The organism is Pseudoalteromonas undina (assembly GCF_000238275.3).
In the GTDB taxonomy this organism is placed as follows: domain Bacteria; phylum Pseudomonadota; class Gammaproteobacteria; order Enterobacterales; family Alteromonadaceae; genus Pseudoalteromonas; species Pseudoalteromonas undina.
Map to the genome: position 1 here is coordinate 1,554,177 of NZ_AHCF03000003.1, position 15,248 is coordinate 1,569,424.

The 15,248-nt window shown below is 40.0% G+C and carries 14 protein-coding genes; 2 read left to right on the forward strand and 12 right to left on the reverse strand.

Translation table 11 applies throughout. From position 1 onward, the window contains the following. Positions 1 to 132 precede the first annotated feature (132 nt). Positions 133 to 525 carry a hypothetical protein gene (locus PUND_RS10820; RefSeq protein WP_010389736.1) on the reverse strand — a complete coding sequence of 131 codons (393 nt, stop codon included), beginning with the start codon at positions 523 to 525 and terminating at the stop codon, positions 133 to 135. A 669-nt stretch (positions 526 to 1,194) separates the two neighbouring features. Between PUND_RS10820 and PUND_RS10825 the strand changes: the two genes are divergently transcribed. After that, the gene (locus PUND_RS10825) at positions 1,195 to 2,307 is read left to right on the forward strand and encodes a response regulator (protein WP_240539509.1); all 1,113 of its coding nucleotides are present in this window, start codon (positions 1,195 to 1,197) and stop codon (positions 2,305 to 2,307) included. A gap of 207 nt (positions 2,308 to 2,514) precedes the next feature. Here the strand turns inward: PUND_RS10825 and PUND_RS10830 are convergent, their stop codons facing one another. The 10 genes from PUND_RS10830 to lrp all read right to left on the reverse strand — a co-directional run bounded on the left by PUND_RS10830 (position 2,515) and on the right by lrp (position 12,282). Next, positions 2,515 to 2,943 (reverse strand): aspartyl protease family protein, encoded by a 429-nt coding sequence (locus PUND_RS10830; protein ID WP_010389732.1) that lies wholly within the window; start codon positions 2,941 to 2,943, stop codon positions 2,515 to 2,517. 690 nt (positions 2,944 to 3,633) lie between these two features. Next, positions 3,634 to 4,119, reverse strand: coding sequence for a hypothetical protein (locus tag PUND_RS10835; protein WP_010389731.1), 486 nt, complete (start codon positions 4,117 to 4,119; stop codon positions 3,634 to 3,636). Between the two features lie 138 nt (positions 4,120 to 4,257). Continuing rightward, complete coding sequence (locus PUND_RS10840; RefSeq protein WP_010389728.1) at positions 4,258 to 4,548, reverse strand: hypothetical protein; 291 nt, start codon at positions 4,546 to 4,548, stop codon at positions 4,258 to 4,260. A 38-nt stretch (positions 4,549 to 4,586) separates the two neighbouring features. After that, positions 4,587 to 5,003: a hypothetical protein gene (locus PUND_RS10845; protein WP_010389727.1), complete on the reverse strand. Its 417-nt coding sequence runs from the start codon at positions 5,001 to 5,003 to the stop codon at positions 4,587 to 4,589. A gap of 464 nt (positions 5,004 to 5,467) precedes the next feature. Continuing rightward, on the reverse strand, positions 5,468 to 6,772 hold the full coding sequence (gene serS / locus PUND_RS10850; RefSeq protein WP_008110064.1) for a serine--tRNA ligase: 1,305 nt from the start codon (positions 6,770 to 6,772) through the stop codon (positions 5,468 to 5,470). Positions 6,773 to 6,781: 9 nt separating this feature from the next. Continuing rightward, complete coding sequence (crcB, locus tag PUND_RS10855) at positions 6,782 to 7,162, reverse strand: fluoride efflux transporter CrcB (RefSeq protein WP_010389726.1); 381 nt, start codon at positions 7,160 to 7,162, stop codon at positions 6,782 to 6,784. Further along, complete coding sequence (locus tag PUND_RS10860) at positions 7,155 to 8,498, reverse strand: replication-associated recombination protein A (protein ID WP_010389725.1); 1,344 nt, start codon at positions 8,496 to 8,498, stop codon at positions 7,155 to 7,157. The genes crcB and PUND_RS10860 overlap by 8 nt, the downstream gene beginning before the upstream one ends. Then, complete coding sequence (gene lolA / locus PUND_RS10865; protein WP_010389723.1) at positions 8,491 to 9,117, reverse strand: outer membrane lipoprotein periplasmic chaperone LolA; 627 nt, start codon at positions 9,115 to 9,117, stop codon at positions 8,491 to 8,493. The genes PUND_RS10860 and lolA overlap by 8 nt, the downstream gene beginning before the upstream one ends. Beyond that, positions 9,117 to 11,606: a DNA translocase FtsK gene (locus PUND_RS10870; RefSeq protein ID WP_010389722.1), complete on the reverse strand. Its 2,490-nt coding sequence runs from the start codon at positions 11,604 to 11,606 to the stop codon at positions 9,117 to 9,119. The genes lolA and PUND_RS10870 overlap by 1 nt, the downstream gene beginning before the upstream one ends. A 196-nt stretch (positions 11,607 to 11,802) precedes the next feature. Further along, positions 11,803 to 12,282 carry a leucine-responsive transcriptional regulator Lrp gene (lrp, locus tag PUND_RS10875; RefSeq protein ID WP_008110073.1) on the reverse strand — a complete coding sequence of 160 codons (480 nt, stop codon included), beginning with the start codon at positions 12,280 to 12,282 and terminating at the stop codon, positions 11,803 to 11,805. A 139-nt stretch (positions 12,283 to 12,421) separates the two neighbouring features. On the opposite strand from lrp, the gene ald reads away from it, so the two are divergent. Further along, positions 12,422 to 13,543, forward strand: coding sequence for an alanine dehydrogenase (ald, locus tag PUND_RS10880; protein ID WP_008110075.1), 1,122 nt, complete (start codon positions 12,422 to 12,424; stop codon positions 13,541 to 13,543). 118 nt (positions 13,544 to 13,661) lie between these two features. Here ald and pssA read toward each other — a convergent pair whose 3' ends face one another. After that, positions 13,662 to 14,987 (reverse strand): CDP-diacylglycerol--serine O-phosphatidyltransferase, encoded by a 1,326-nt coding sequence (pssA, locus tag PUND_RS10885; RefSeq protein ID WP_010389720.1) that lies wholly within the window; start codon positions 14,985 to 14,987, stop codon positions 13,662 to 13,664. Positions 14,988 to 15,248 lie beyond the last annotated feature (261 nt).

Sequence of the window (15,248 nt, forward strand, 5' to 3'; positions counted from 1 at the left end):
TGAATGGTGATTATCTCGTAGGATTTATTTTAAAAGTTAAACATTAAAATAAATCCTACGAGACTAAAAGTAGCAGCAAGCTAAATTCATACTTAAAGTCAGACCCTTTAGGGAAGCTTTACTAAAAGATTTTTATAGTGTGTTTAAATTAACTTTGCTCTCGCAGGCTTTTTGAAAATCATCAGGAGAAATTACGATTTGCCGCGTTGTATTTTTAACCTTCTTTTTTATCTCTTCTTTATTAAAAACTAAGTAACAGCCACTGCCGTCACTTATCTCAATTGAAGATAAATATTTATCCATTATTTTTGATTCACTTGATGACTGTTCATATTGCCAAACGTTTACTTCATCTGCTTTTAATGGCATGTCCATTACCTGAGTACCGTACTCAGTTTTAAACACCACTTTAACCATTAATTCTTCAGCCGTAGAGTTTTTAACACTAGCCCAGTAAATACTTGAACATGAGCTCAATACAAAAGTTATTAGTAATCCAAAAATTAATACCTTTAATCTTTCCATAGAACCTCAGAACTCCAAATTAATCTTTTTATATCAACGTCAAGCGCTTCACTGCGTGTAATGCGTTGCTTCAAATTAGCGGTATTTTTTGTGTCATTGTAATACTTCATGAGATCAATCTTTCCTTGATTTGGATAACCTAGAGAAGACGCTTTAACATTTTGAAGGAGAACATTTGTACTACCTTTATGACCCCAAGATAAATTAATACCTCCTACATACATAAGTATACAATGGCCAAACTCATGCGCTGAAACCCAGCGTATCGAGGATAAATACTTTAAACTATTGAGTGAGCTCAGCCCATTGATTATGCCAATCCCATTTTGTGGTTGGGTAACCATGGATCAGTAATAAACTCAGCGCTCCCTCTTCCCCTTGCACATGATATCTAATCTCATGACCTTGAAGTTCAAACGTCGATTGGCTCTTATGCCACGAAGCTAATAGTAAGTAATTATTGTAGTGTTACTAATGACATTCATGACGATTTCGGCGCATTTATAGGATTATAAACAAATGAATAAAGTATCTATCATAATAAACTTTTAATGTGGTGTTACTTAAGTGCTCCATGAAAATGTACATGAATTTATTATTTGCGGGTAGCCATTTCCATGACTAATATCATTTAAGATAGGACGACAATAACGAAATTAAGGAGTCAAAGTGAAAATATTGTCCGTTGACGATAACCCTCAAAATAGAAACATCATGGAAATTGCGCTTTCTAAGCAACACGATATTGCTTCATCTGATGGAACCGAGCCAATATTAGCACTAATGGAACAGCACCAGCCACAAGTCGTCTTAATGGATATTTTACTTAGTAATGGCCTTACTGGTTATGATTTAGTTGAACAAATAAAACAATCCGGTGAATACGATGATTGCGAAATTATATTTATATCCGCTTTAACATCAAGTGAAGACAAACTCACAGCATATGGGTATGGCGGCGATGATTATGTTGCCAAGCCAGTAGACTTTAAGGAACTAAACGAAAAATTAAAGCGTGTTGAACTGCGTATTACAGAGCGAAATAATCTAAAAGAAATGTACGATGTGGCCTCTACAACTGCTTTTACCTCAATGCAACAAGCAAGTGAACTCGGAGAGTTAGTTTCATTCTTTACTGACAACCTTGACGTAACCGATTTAGATACATTATTTGCTAACGTACAGCAGTACTTTACCAATGCAGGCGCCAGCTGCTGTGTAGAGTTTAGAGTAGCAGACCAATATCACCAATTTCCAAAACAAACTATTTCTGAACTAGAAAAAGAAATTCTTGAACTGGGAAGAAGAGCAAAACGAATAGTGCCATTTAGCTCTAACTTATTATTTAACGCACCTGCTTGCTCAATACTTGTAAAAGGAATAAATGCAAAAGATGAAGGCTTACTCGGACGACTTCGAGATAATTTTGCTATTTTACTTACTATTATAGAAAGCCGAATGGAATTTATTGAACAGCAATTAGAAAAAGCGACGATACGTCAACAAGCTTTAAACACCCTCAAGAGCCAACTTGCTGATGATTTTAGTACCATAAAAAAGCTATGCTCAGAGCAAGATAAGCAAGTAAAAATACTCGTTAATGATTTATCTCAAGCTATACAATCAAAAATGATCACTCTAGGTTTGGATGAAGAGCAAGAGTCGGAGCTAGTAGGATTAGTTGATGAAACGAAAGAAATTGTAGAAGAAACCTTAGTCCTGTCTTTTACACTAGAAGAAAAATTACAAGCCATAACAAAACGCTTAAAAGCAGTTGAATAAATTAAGTACAATTTATAGACTGAGCTCGATAGAACCGTAGAACTCTGTTGGGTGGCGCCTTTGGCTTAACCAACCTACCTTTAGACGTAGGTCGGATAAGTGGCGAAGCCACGCCATCCGACAAAAATGATGAATTGACTTGGGGCAACCCGATTTATCATGCTGTGTATAATATGCAAAATTGCGGCTTAAATTAAGCCGCTTTAATTACTCATAATCAGCTAATGGCTCACTAATTGTCAGTGTATCAGTGCCAAAATCTAGCACCGCTTGGTATTTTCTAAAAAATGGAGAGCCTAATAATCCATGTATTATATTGTCACCACCAGCTACCTGAACATGGTCTAGGTTTAGTGTTACAAACTCTGTACTTTCAAACAACTGCCCTGCTAATTCAAATTTCAAAACGTCTATTAAGCCCATCTTGTGGTCGGCTGTACCTAAACCTGCGGCATTTTCTTCACTAAACACTTCTTCTATTCCAAGCTTTTGAATACATGCCCTATCTAAAACAGATGCACCCGCCGCTGTATCTAAAATTAAATTTACTTTATGCCCGTTTATTTTAGCTTGTATTATTTGATGACCTGTTTCTGTTACTTCAAATTTCAAACTTGTGGTTTTGGCTAATTCCATGAATGTTCCTTATTCTATATTTAGGTTAATTAATAGACACTATATTACAAACACTTATGAAAACAACCCACCTTATAAATAAGTAAACAAATGGCTTTTCACCAACGGCTATATCGTAATTATAATTTGCTAAAAATAACTCTCCCCAAATGCACAAAACTTATGTTGGCAAAGCAACATTAATTCACAAAGAGGATAAGAGACGCTTCGCTTTTAGAGGAAGAATAACAGATTAAATTAAGGCGTTTTTGTAAATTTAAGTGCTGATGTCTGAAGTCAAGATTTGACCACCTTTGGTTTTAACAAATAAAATTATTCGAATTCGCATCTGACGCATAACGCTTGCCTAACCGGCGCGAAATAGCAGGCTAAAATTAGCGACGAAGGAGCGCAAGCCTGCTGATTTGCGTCCGTGGTTTAGGCACTTGTTATGTTTCGCTACCACAAAAACTTGCTTTTAATGTTATCGCTCGGAACCATACTTTTCTCTGTTCTGCCCAAAACATCGTACTTTTTTTTGGCAAAAACAGCCATGAAAGTAACCTCTGCTTTACCTAGGTAAATCGTGAATATATCCATCTCAGCCTGTTCATTTCATTCAGGTAATAAATACCTTATGAACTTCAACTGATGTGCTATAGATGAACTAATGGTTCTGAACTGTAAGGTTCCTTTTCTTGTTATGTAGTGTTAGTCGAAAACGATATCAGTTGTATAGTTAGGGAAAGCTTGTGCTAACCTTTTTTTCGATAATTGTAACCAAAGTTTACTTTCACCAATCAAAAATGGAGCTGAAGTATAAGCATTAATTACATTGCCGTGTTTAGGTAAGTTCATAGTGTCGATAAGTACATCGCCATCAGGTTTAACAAACTCGAGATTATCAATATAAATTAAAGTGCCATGCCTTAAAAGAGGAGGAATACAAGGATCTGTCATAACAAATTTTTGCACCCGAGAGAACAAATCGTCAATTTTTTCTTTGTCATTAAAATCTATATCTTTGATAAATATTTGAAACCCGACTCTACTTTTACTTTCAGCTTCAATACAAATAAGACTAGCAGCAGGTAGCTCTGTTTTTTGAACCAGTTTTGAAGCACTATTTTCTTTTTTAGCGGCACATGAGGCTAAAAGGCACATTGACCCAATTAAAATTGATTTTCTAAGATACATATAACGTCATTCAACTAAATAGAAACATAACGCCCTGTTAATGGGCAAAATATAGTTGGTTAGAGTAAGCGACGAAGGAGCAAAAGCCAACAGTATTTTGTCCTTGTTTAACAGTTTGTTAGCTGTAAATTACATTAGTTATTGCATGCCTGCCATTTTATATAAGAAATATGCAAAGCCAGAAAATGCTAGAGCGCCAACAACGACCATGATTGTTAGTGTTTTTGATTTTGTCATTGAATCTACAAGTGCAACTTCGGTTTGCATCCGAATAAGATCTAGATTGTCATTTGATTCTTTTAACTGAGGCTTACCACTTTTCTGTTCCATGAAAATATACTCCATTAGTTGATATGATTCTTGTACTGCTAACGCCGCATTAAGGTGTGAGCGACGCTTGGCTATACTTGAGCGAAGCGAAAGCGCCAAGCGTTGTGAATCACTCTTAAATGCTTTGTTAGGTAAATTTACAAGTGAGAGTAAATTTGTTTAGCACGACCGATATAGTATGGCGGATTTTTAGGACCACTATGATCTACGATTTCAACAGATGACACATTAAAACCATTATTCATCAAGGTTGATTCAATATGACTATACAGTGAACCAGCTTCACTAGGCGGTCTTGTTGCTACAACTAACAAATCACGATTCGATAATGTAGCTAACAATGCTGCTAATGATGTTGTTGAATGACCTGCTTCTTCAAAACTCTGAGTTCTCACTTCGCCAGTAATAAGCTTATTAGTTTTGGAATCAGTGAGATGGAACACACGTTGTCCACCACTTAAACCGACTAAAGGCTTAAAATGCTCTTTGAGTGTGTAACTCTTCCCCGCAAAATGTTCACCAAACACAATTACTGCATTTTTCGCTGATGGCATAAAACTGATCCTATACAAGCTGTTGATAGTACTTAAATAAGGGAGATTACTAACTTTTCAAGGGCTGAACTCAATTATTTACCTAACAACTTTGTATCCGACATTTGTCGCTTTATAAACCGACAAATGTCCAAATATTACAATTAATCTAATTTAACCAGCGAATAAGCACATGTAAACAATTAGTTAGCTCTCATCTAAATTTACTGGATGCAGAAAAACACCAAAATGGTGGAGATCAGTAATATTGGACAAAAAGTGTTGTGCAAATAAACAATAAAGGCAGGTTTATTATTTTTACTGACAAATAGCGTAACTTAGACTTTTATTTTCGCCTTGAGCCTTTCTCCTCGAACCTTTTCCCTTTAACCTTTTCCCTAAAACAAAAAAGCCGCTGTTCGTTAAAACAGCGGCTTTCTTTATTAAAGCTTACAGCTAAAAACTGACAGCTTACAGCTAGTACTTTAAGCTTTCCCAATCACTTCAAGTCCACCCATGTATGGGCGAAGTACTTCTGGTACTACTACTGAGCCGTCGGCTTGTTGGTAGTTCTCTAGTATAGCTACAAGTGTACGGCCAACCGCTAAACCTGAACCGTTTAGTGTGTGTAAAAGCTCTGGTTTTTTAGCGCCTTCACGACGAAAACGTGCTTGCATACGGCGTGCTTGGAAATCGACCATGTTTGAACAAGACGAAATTTCGCGGTACGTGTCTTGCGCTGGTAACCATACTTCTAAATCGTATGTTTTAGCAGCGCCAAAGCCCATGTCGCCCATACATAAAATAACTTTACGGTATGGTAATTCCAGCGCTTGAAGTATTTGCTCAGCATGGCCTGTTAGCTCTTCGAGTGCTTGCATTGAATCTTCTGGTTTTACAAGTTGTACTAGTTCTACTTTATCAAACTGGTGCTGACGGATTAAACCACGTGTATCGCGACCGTAGCTGCCTGCTTCACTTCTAAAACATGGTGTGTGCGCTGTTAGGCGAATAGGTAAATCGCTTTCTTCGTAAATTTCATCACGGGCGCTGTTGGTAAGCGGTACTTCTGCTGTAGGAATAAGGCTAAAACCAGCTTGTTGCTCGCCATCATCGTTCACTAGGCCTAATGTGTGGAATAAATCGCCCGCAAACTTAGGTAATTGGCTGGTGCCGTAAAGGCTTGCGCTATTAACTAAGTACGGTACATACATTTCTGTGTAGCCGTTTGTGTCTGTGTGGGTGTCTAGCATGTATTGGGTAAGTGCACGGTGCATACGTGCTACTTGGCCGCGCATTACGGTAAAACGCGCGCCACTAATTTTAACGCCCATTTCAAAGTCTAAGCCGTTTAGGTCTTGCCCTACGTCAACGTGATCTTTTACCTCAAAGTCGTATTTTTTAGGTGTACCCCACGTTAAAATTTCTACGTTGTCGTCTTCGTCAGCGCCTTCTGGTACCGACTCGTCCGGTAAATTTGGAATTGCTAAGGCAATTTGTTTAATTGCTTCTAACACTTCGTCTTGCTCAGCTTTAGCTGCGTCTAATTCGCTGCCTAAGTTAGCCACTGCGTCTAGCAATGGCTGTGCGTCTTCGCCTTTTGCTTTTGCTTGACCAATGGCTTTAGCACTGGCATTACGTTGACTTTGAAGTTCTTGCGTTTTTACTTGTAATGTTTTGCGTTTTTCTTCAAGTTCAGTCACTACCGCTACATCTAGTTCATAACCACGTGCGGCTAAACGTGCTGCAGTTTGTTCGACATCTTGACGTAAATATTTAGAATCTAACATGTTAGTTTTTTAACCTTTTTGCATTACTAGCTGAAGGCCCAGCCAAGCCATAAAAATACACACCATCACGTTTAAGATGATATTGAGGGCCATTTTAATAAAGTGACCTTGTTGTAATAACAACAACGAATCCATTGAGAATGTTGAAAAGGTGGTTAACGCACCTAAAAAGCCAATTCCGATGAGGGTTTTAGCGGGACTCACGGCAATAACCTGCTTATCGATTAAACCGTACAAAATGCCCATCAACAATGAACCCAGAATATTAACCGTCAACGTGCCAAAAGGGAATCCCCTACCGAGGAGTTTTAGCATGGTTTCGCTAATAAAAAACCGTAAACAGGCTCCTGAGGCTCCGCCAAGGGCTATCATCATGTAAAGTTTAATCATGCTCATAACGTTTTACTGGGCTTTGCGCGTCGCGCTCTTTTAAATAATCGAGCTTTTGTTTAATTTTTTGCTCAAGTCCACGATCACTTGGCTGGTAGTATTGCTTGCTATCCATTTCTGGCGGTAGGTATTTTTCGCCAGCAGCAAATGCACCCTCTTCGTTATGCGCATAACGATACTCTGCGCCATAGCCTAAGTTTTTCATTAAATTAGTGGGGGCATTACGTAAATGCTCTGGTACAGGGTAGCTTGGCTGATTTTTAGCATCATCTTTGGCTTGATTAAACGCCATATAAACCGCATTGCTTTTAGGCGCACTAGCCAAGTACAAGGTGGCCTGTGCAATGGCGCGCTCGCCTTCGCTTGGGCCAACACGTTGGAATATATCCCATGCGTTTAAAGCCACTTCCATCGCTCGCGGATCGGCGTTGCCTATGTCTTCGGTGGCAATTGCTAATAAGCGCCTTGCAACATACAGCGGGTCGCCGCCACCTGCTAAAATACGGCAGTACCAATAAAGCGCACCATCGGGTGAACTGCCTCGCACCGATTTATGAAACGCCGAAATTAAATCGTAAAATTCATCGCCGCCTTTATCGTATTTCGCTAAATGCGTCGGCAGTACTTGGCTGAGTACCTGTTCATCAACATGAAATTGGCCGTTTTGCTCAGTGGTTAAATCGACTGCTTGCTCGAGTAAATTAAGCACTTTACGAGCATCGCCACCACTTGCTTGGCATAGCGCCTGTTTGGCGTTATCTGCAATCACGATGTGTTTTTGGCTTAATTGCTCATCTTGTTTAAGTGCACGCTCTATTACCGTGTATAAATCGCTTTCCTGCAAGGATTTTAAAACATACACCCTTGCACGAGACAAAATCGCGTTATTAAGCGCAAACGAGGGGTTTTCGGTGGTGGCACCAACAAATATAAAAGTGCCATCTTCAATATGCGGTAAAAACGCATCTTGCTGAGATTTATTAAAGCGGTGTACTTCATCAACAAACATTAAAGTGCGCTGACCACGGCTTTGTAAGTTATCGCGCGCTTGGGTTACGCTATCGCGTATATCTTTTACGCCCGCCGTTACTGCCGACATTTGAATTAGTTCAGCGTCGGCATGGTTGGCAATAATTTGCGCTAGCGTAGTTTTACCTACCCCTGGAGGGCCCCATAAAATTAAACTATGGCAACGTCCTGCAACAATAGCTTGATGCAGCGGTTTGTCGCTACTTAGTAAATGCTGTTGCCCTATGTAATCGTTAAGCGATAAAGGGCGCATACGCGCAGCGAGTGGACGTACATCGGGCCCAAAGTTAAAACCTAAATTACTCACCGTTACTCTGATCGTCTATTTCTACACCCGCTGGCGGGGTAAATTCAAAAGTTGTTTTATCAAGCTCAGTATTAACCTGTGCATTGCTAAATATAAACGCAGACAGCTGGCCTGAGTTATCTTTAACCACCAGTTTTGCAAGCCCCTGCTCGTTATCAGCAAAAGTAATATCAAGCTGCTCTACTTGGCTTTCTACGCCTTTATTTGGGGTAATGCTAAAGCCTAAGTCGGTGGCAAGCACACTGTACTTTTCCCATTGCGCAGGGTCTTTAGAGGTGAGCAATATAAACGGTGTAGAGTCAATTAAACCGCTGGTTTTCATGATGGTTACTTGCTCAGCAAAGCTATCAAAGTAATAGGTTTTATCGCCGTTTGACACAAATAAAGTGTCGTCTGGGTTAGTTTGCTGCCAGCGAATCATCAATGGCTGTTGCAAGGCAATATTGCCTTGGCCTTGCATTACCAGTTGGCCTTCACCGTCGGTTACGTTTTGTTTAAATTGTGCTTTAAAGCTTTTTAAGGTCGATAACTTATCTTGTAATGCTTGGCTGTCGTCAGCAAAACTTGGCATAGCAACTAAACTGCCCAATACCAATAATAAACTACTTAATTTTTTCATTAATTTGCTCCATTAGGTACTAATACATCGCGAGCGCCGTTATGTCCTGGTGCACTCACGATACCTGATGTTTCCATTTGTTCTACTAAACGTGCAGCACGGTTATAGCCTACACGTAATTTACGTTGCACTGATGATACCGATACTTTACCGGTTTCTATTACAAAGGCGACCGCTTCGTCGTATAACGGATCTGACTCTTCATCGCCATTTTCGCTGGCTTCACCTGGTAATAGAATATCTTCCGTAGCATCACCATTTAAAATCTCGTCTATGTAGTTTGGTTTAGCACGGGCTTTCCAATCGTTTACTACAGCATGTACTTCATGGTCGTCTACAAACGCGCCATGCACACGCTCAGGTACACTGGTACCTGGCGGTAAATAAAGCATGTCACCCATGCCTAATAAATTTTCTGCGCCTTGTTGATCAAGTATGGTGCGCGAGTCTATTTTACTTGATACCTGAAACGCCATACGTGTAGGTATATTCGCTTTAATTAAACCGGTTATTACATCAACCGACGGACGCTGCGTTGCCAAAATTAAGTGAATACCCGCAGCACGCGCTTTTTGCGCAATACGAGCAATTAGCTCTTCAACTTTTTTACCTACAATCATCATCATATCGGCAAATTCGTCAATAACCACAACTATGCTAGGTAATTTATCTAGCTCATCAGGGCCCTCTTTCATGCCGTCGGTGTCTTTAAATAATGGATCCATAATTGGGTAGCCCGCTTCTTTGGCTTCCATTACTTTTTGGTTGTAACCTTTTAAGTTACGCACACCTAATGCCGACATCAGCTTATAACGGCGTTCCATTTCACCTACACACCAACGCAGTGCGTTAGCCGCTTCTTTCATGTCGGTCACAACTTCACATAATAAATGCGGAATGCCTTCGTATACTGAAAGCTCAAGCATTTTCGGGTCAATCATGATCATACGAACATCTTCAGGGCCCGATTTATACAGTAAGCTTAATATCATTACATTAACGCCCACTGACTTACCTGAACCGGTTGTACCGGCCACTAATAAATGTGGCATTTTACCTAAGTCGGCACACACAGGTTGCCCTGCAATATCTTTACCAAGCACCATGGTTAATGGCGATGGGTTTTGCTCAAACTTAGGTGCGTTTATCACTTCTGACAAACGTACAATTTCACGGTATTTATTAGGCAGCTCAATACCGATATAGGTTTTACCCGGAATAACTTCTACCACGCGCACACTAATTGCCGATAACGAGCGCGCTAAATCTTTTGACAACCCAGTAATTTTAGACACCTTAATACCCGGTGCTAAATCAAGCTCAAAACGAGTAACAACGGGCCCGGGGTAAACTCCAACCACGGTAGCTTGCACGTTAAAATCGAGTAATTTTGTTTCTACAAGGCGCGATACACTATCAAGCTCTTCTTGTGAAATTGGGTTTTTTGCTTTGTCGGGTCTGTCGAGTAAATCTAATGATGGCAATGGCCCCGGAGGTGGCTCTTGCTCTAATAATTGCTCAAACTTCTCTTTGGCAGTTGGCGGCGGTTGAAACCCTGATTTTGGCTTGTTAATTGGCCTTGCTGGTGAAACCACGGTTGTAGCTGGTTTTTCAGGTTCAACCACTGGGCTTTGATCGAGCGCATTAAGTGCTGCTTCTGTGTCCATAGGTTCATCGTCTATGGCGCTAAAACTAATTTCTTGATCGAGTATTTGGTCAAGCTCGTCAAACGGCATAAACTCGTCGTCTTGCGGCGCGTTTACTTTAGTTGTTGGTTTATCGATTGCTTTTGGTTTGTCTGCTTTTTTATTAGCAAGTTCAGGTTCTTGTTGTCGTGTATCGTCTTCAAAATAGGCATCGGGTTGCTCGTCTTGTACTTTACCTGCAATGTGCTCGCGCTGCATCCAACCTCGAGCATAGGTGACCAAAAAGCGGTATAACCTAACTATTAAGTCACCTAAATAATCAACAAATTGTACCCACGACACACCTGTTAATAGCGTTAACCCTGCAAAAAAGAAACACAGCAGTAAAATAGAGGTACCGGTAAAATTAAACGCTGGCATCATCGCCGATGCAATCACATCGCCCACCACCCCACCGGATGAAAAATTATAAATATCATCAAAATTAATACTGCTAATAGCGGTTGCTGAGGTGATAAACAGCGCAAAGCCAATAATGCGTAATCCAAGTGTGGTGTAATCGAGTTGTAAAATACGGTGTGGCTGCTTAAACACCAAGTAACCTAGCAGCTGAATAGCCGCTGGCACAAAATAGGCAAGCCAGCCAAAGGTAAGGAGTAAAATATCGGCCACCCACGCGCCCGCTGTACCCGTAATATTTTGTACATTGGTAAATTCACCCGTTTGCGACCAAGCAGGATCGGCTGGGTGAAAACTAATTAAAGCACATAAAATAAATACCGCTGCAAAGGTGCTGACGATGAGCCCCGTTTCTAATAGTCTTTGTACACCGTTTAGGCGCATAATTACCTATCCCTCATTATTATTTTTTACACTCACTTGGCAATAGAATACCTTAGCAGGAAATGTATTTTGATGCACTTTATCTTAACCATGATGGCCTGATTATGAACAAGTTTTTATTATTTAGTCGTACACTCATTAAAAAAGCAAAGTTGGTTGCAACAATAAAAGTATATTAAAGGCTGTTACTTTATCATTAAGCAACAAAAGGACGAATAACAACGCCTTCTTCACCTTTTACTTCTTCCATCACTACGTAGGTACGACTTTCACTCACATTGGGCAGCTTTAATAATATATCACCGAGTACGCCTCGGTATTCTGACATATCGTTAACCCGGGTTTTTAATAAAAAGTCGAAATTACCCGAAACCAAATGACATTCTATAATTTCCTCGTGCTTTCTAACAGCAGCACTGAACTCTTCAAACACGTCGGGCGATGTTTTAGTAATGGTTACTTCCACATACACAGAAAGCCCTTGACCAAGTTTGGCAGGATCCACCACTGCTTTATAGCCTAAAATATACCCTTCTCGTTCAAGCTTTTTCACTCGCTCTAGACAGGGCGTGGCGCTTAGGCCAACTCGTCGGGCCAGTTCAACATTTGACAGGCGGCCATCAAGTTGTAATTCGACTAAAATTTTGCGATCAATACGGTCTAATAAGTTATGCATGGCTTTTTAGTTTTTTATTCTAATAAAATTAATTTTACAGATACTAACACTACAAAGAGCTTAAAAAAAGGTGAGACACACTACCCTAGCATGAATATAATAGTGGAAAATTTTTATCCCGTTCTAACAAGGCAAAATTATGATTATTGGTGTACCTAAAGAAATTAAAAACCACGAGTACCGTGTAGGTATGGTTCCTGCGAGTGTTCGCGAACTTGTAAATCACGGCCACCAAGTGATTGTTGAAACGAATGCTGGTATGGGCATTGGTTTTACAAATGATGATTATGTTCAAGCAGGCGCTGAAATTTTAGAAACAGCTGCTGACGTTTTTGCAAAAGCAGAAATGATCATCAAGGTAAAAGAGCCACAAGCTGTTGAGCGTGCAATGTTACGTGAAGACCAAATTCTTTTCACTTACCTTCACCTTGCACCGGATCTTCCTCAAACTGAAGACCTTGTTAAAAGTAAAGCAATCTGTATTGCTTATGAAACAGTAACTGATTCACGCGGTGGTTTACCACTTTTAGCGCCAATGAGTGAAGTTGCTGGTCGTATGTCTATTCAAGCAGGTGCACAAGCGCTAGAAAAAGCTAACCACGGTCGTGGTATGTTACTAGGTGGTGTACCCGGTGTTGAGCCAGCTAAAGTTGTTGTTATTGGTGGCGGCATGGTTGGTCGTAGCGCTGCACAAATGGCGGTTGGCTTAGGTGCTGAGGTTGTTGTACTTGACCGTAACATCGACGTACTACGTGCACTAGACGCACAGTTTGGTAACAAAGTTAAAGCTATTTACTCAACAGCTGATGCGCTTGAAAAGCACGTATTAGAAGCTGACCTAGTAATTGGTGGCGTGCTTATCCCAGGTGCTGCTGCACCTAAACTAGTGACTGCTGAACACATTAAAGCAATGAAGCCAGGTGCTGCTATTGTTGATGTTGCGATTGACCAAGGTGGTTGTATTGCAACCTCTAAAGCAACTACGCACGCTGATCCTACTTTCATCGTTGATGAAGTTGTTCACTACTGTGTTGCTAACATGCCTGGTGCTGTTCCACGTACATCGACGTTTGCACTTAATAATGCAACATTACCGTTCATCATTAACCTTGCAAACAAAGGTTACAAAAAAGCACTACTAGATGACGCTCACTTCTTAAAAGGCTTAAACGTAATTAAAGGCCAAGTAACATACAAAGAAGTAGCTGAAGCGTTCAACATGGAATATGTTGACCCACGCACTGCAGTAGAAAACGCGTAACTATTATTGTTACCGCTTATACCTAAGCCATAATTTAGGTATAAGCATTAAAAAAGCAGCTAATTAGCTGCTTTTTTTGTATCTAAATTTTAGGGTCTGTGGTCAACAGACCCTAATGTTATATAAATCGTTTAATAATAAAGTCGACTTTTACGCGCTTAGCTTGACCAAGCAGTTTTTTCACTGGCTGCGGGTAATCGCTCATAGTTTCTAAATCATCAGGGCCGGTTAAACGACGACAATGCTTTAAAATTTCTTGGCGTTCATTATCAATGTCGCGCATTATCGTTTGCTCAGGGTCTTCTATCAGAATACCATTTTCGATATCTAGCCCCCATGCACGCGGATTTAAATTATGCCCGCTAAGTAAATGCACTTTACGGTCACAACAAATCCCTTTTAAATGAAACGAGTTACTCTCGTGTTTCCACAGGTATACGTTTAAGTTGCCATTATCTATGTGGCGTTTTTGCGATTTTACAAATTTATGCAAAATAGTTTCGTATAAATACGGTAATGCACCAATTTTACTAAACGGCTCGCTAGGTGGCAGGTAAAAATCGTTTGCGGTTTTATCGCCCACCACAATAGTGACTTGTTTACCTTGCTTTAATAAGCGACGTAAAGAGCGCATTAAAGGAGCCGGGAAATTAAAATACGGCGTGTATAACACCAACTCTTGCTCGGTAGTATCAAACAGCGCTTTGATTAAGCGATTAAGTTCGTTATTACGACGGCCTAAACCCAAAAACAAACGAATGCCCATTGCATGAGTATTCAATAGTTGCGCACTTTTATAGCTTGCCGATTTAAGCTCACGCATAAGTTGCTTTTGTTCAAGTTTAAAGTCAGCCATGCGTTTAAGCGGTCGTTGATCAATTCTTGGAACTGCTTCAGAGCTCAATAACGTTGATTCGATAAAGTCGACTACTGAGTCACATAACTCGCTTTGCGAAACTAAAAAGTATCGATCAAGTCGGTATCGGTCGCTATATTGCAAATACACATTATTTAAACTGGCACCGCTATATAGCAATGTGTCGTCTATAACAAAGCCTTTTAAATGCAATACCCCAAACAGTTCTTTTGCCTTTACGGGAACACCATACACTTGAACGTTTGAATTAAACTTCTCTAAGCTGTCGCAATATAAGCTTGCATTGCCCTCTGACTTTTCTGCACCAATTAAACCACGCTGTGCGCGATGAAAATCAACCAGTACTTTTATTTCAAGCGAAGGGTTAGCTAACGATGCACTGTGTAGTGCGGCTAATATTTCACGACCCGCTTCATCATCTTGTAAGTAAAGTGTGGTGATATAAATTCGTTTTTTTGCGTTGGCAATTAAATCTAACAATTGCGTACGGTATTCTTGCGCATTGGTTAAGACGTTAACGTCTTTTGAAGTCAACCCAAATGCGGGTTTTTCTTGCCAAAATAACATAGTTGCCTATTCACTTAGGTCACATAATTAAGCAGTGACAAATCAAAATTAGTTAAAAGATAACAAAAAAAATCAGGCTGGTCATGAATTAACGTTGTTTTATTGGCTAACAGTCTATTTATTAGGCGAGCACTGTCTTTAACGCATTTACTAGTACACATTAATGAACAGCTTCGCAATTTGCGAAAAAAAATAATCTCATCTTTTATTTACTTCCTGCTTGTTTTTCTTAGAATCGGGCGCATTAAAACCGTATTAAAC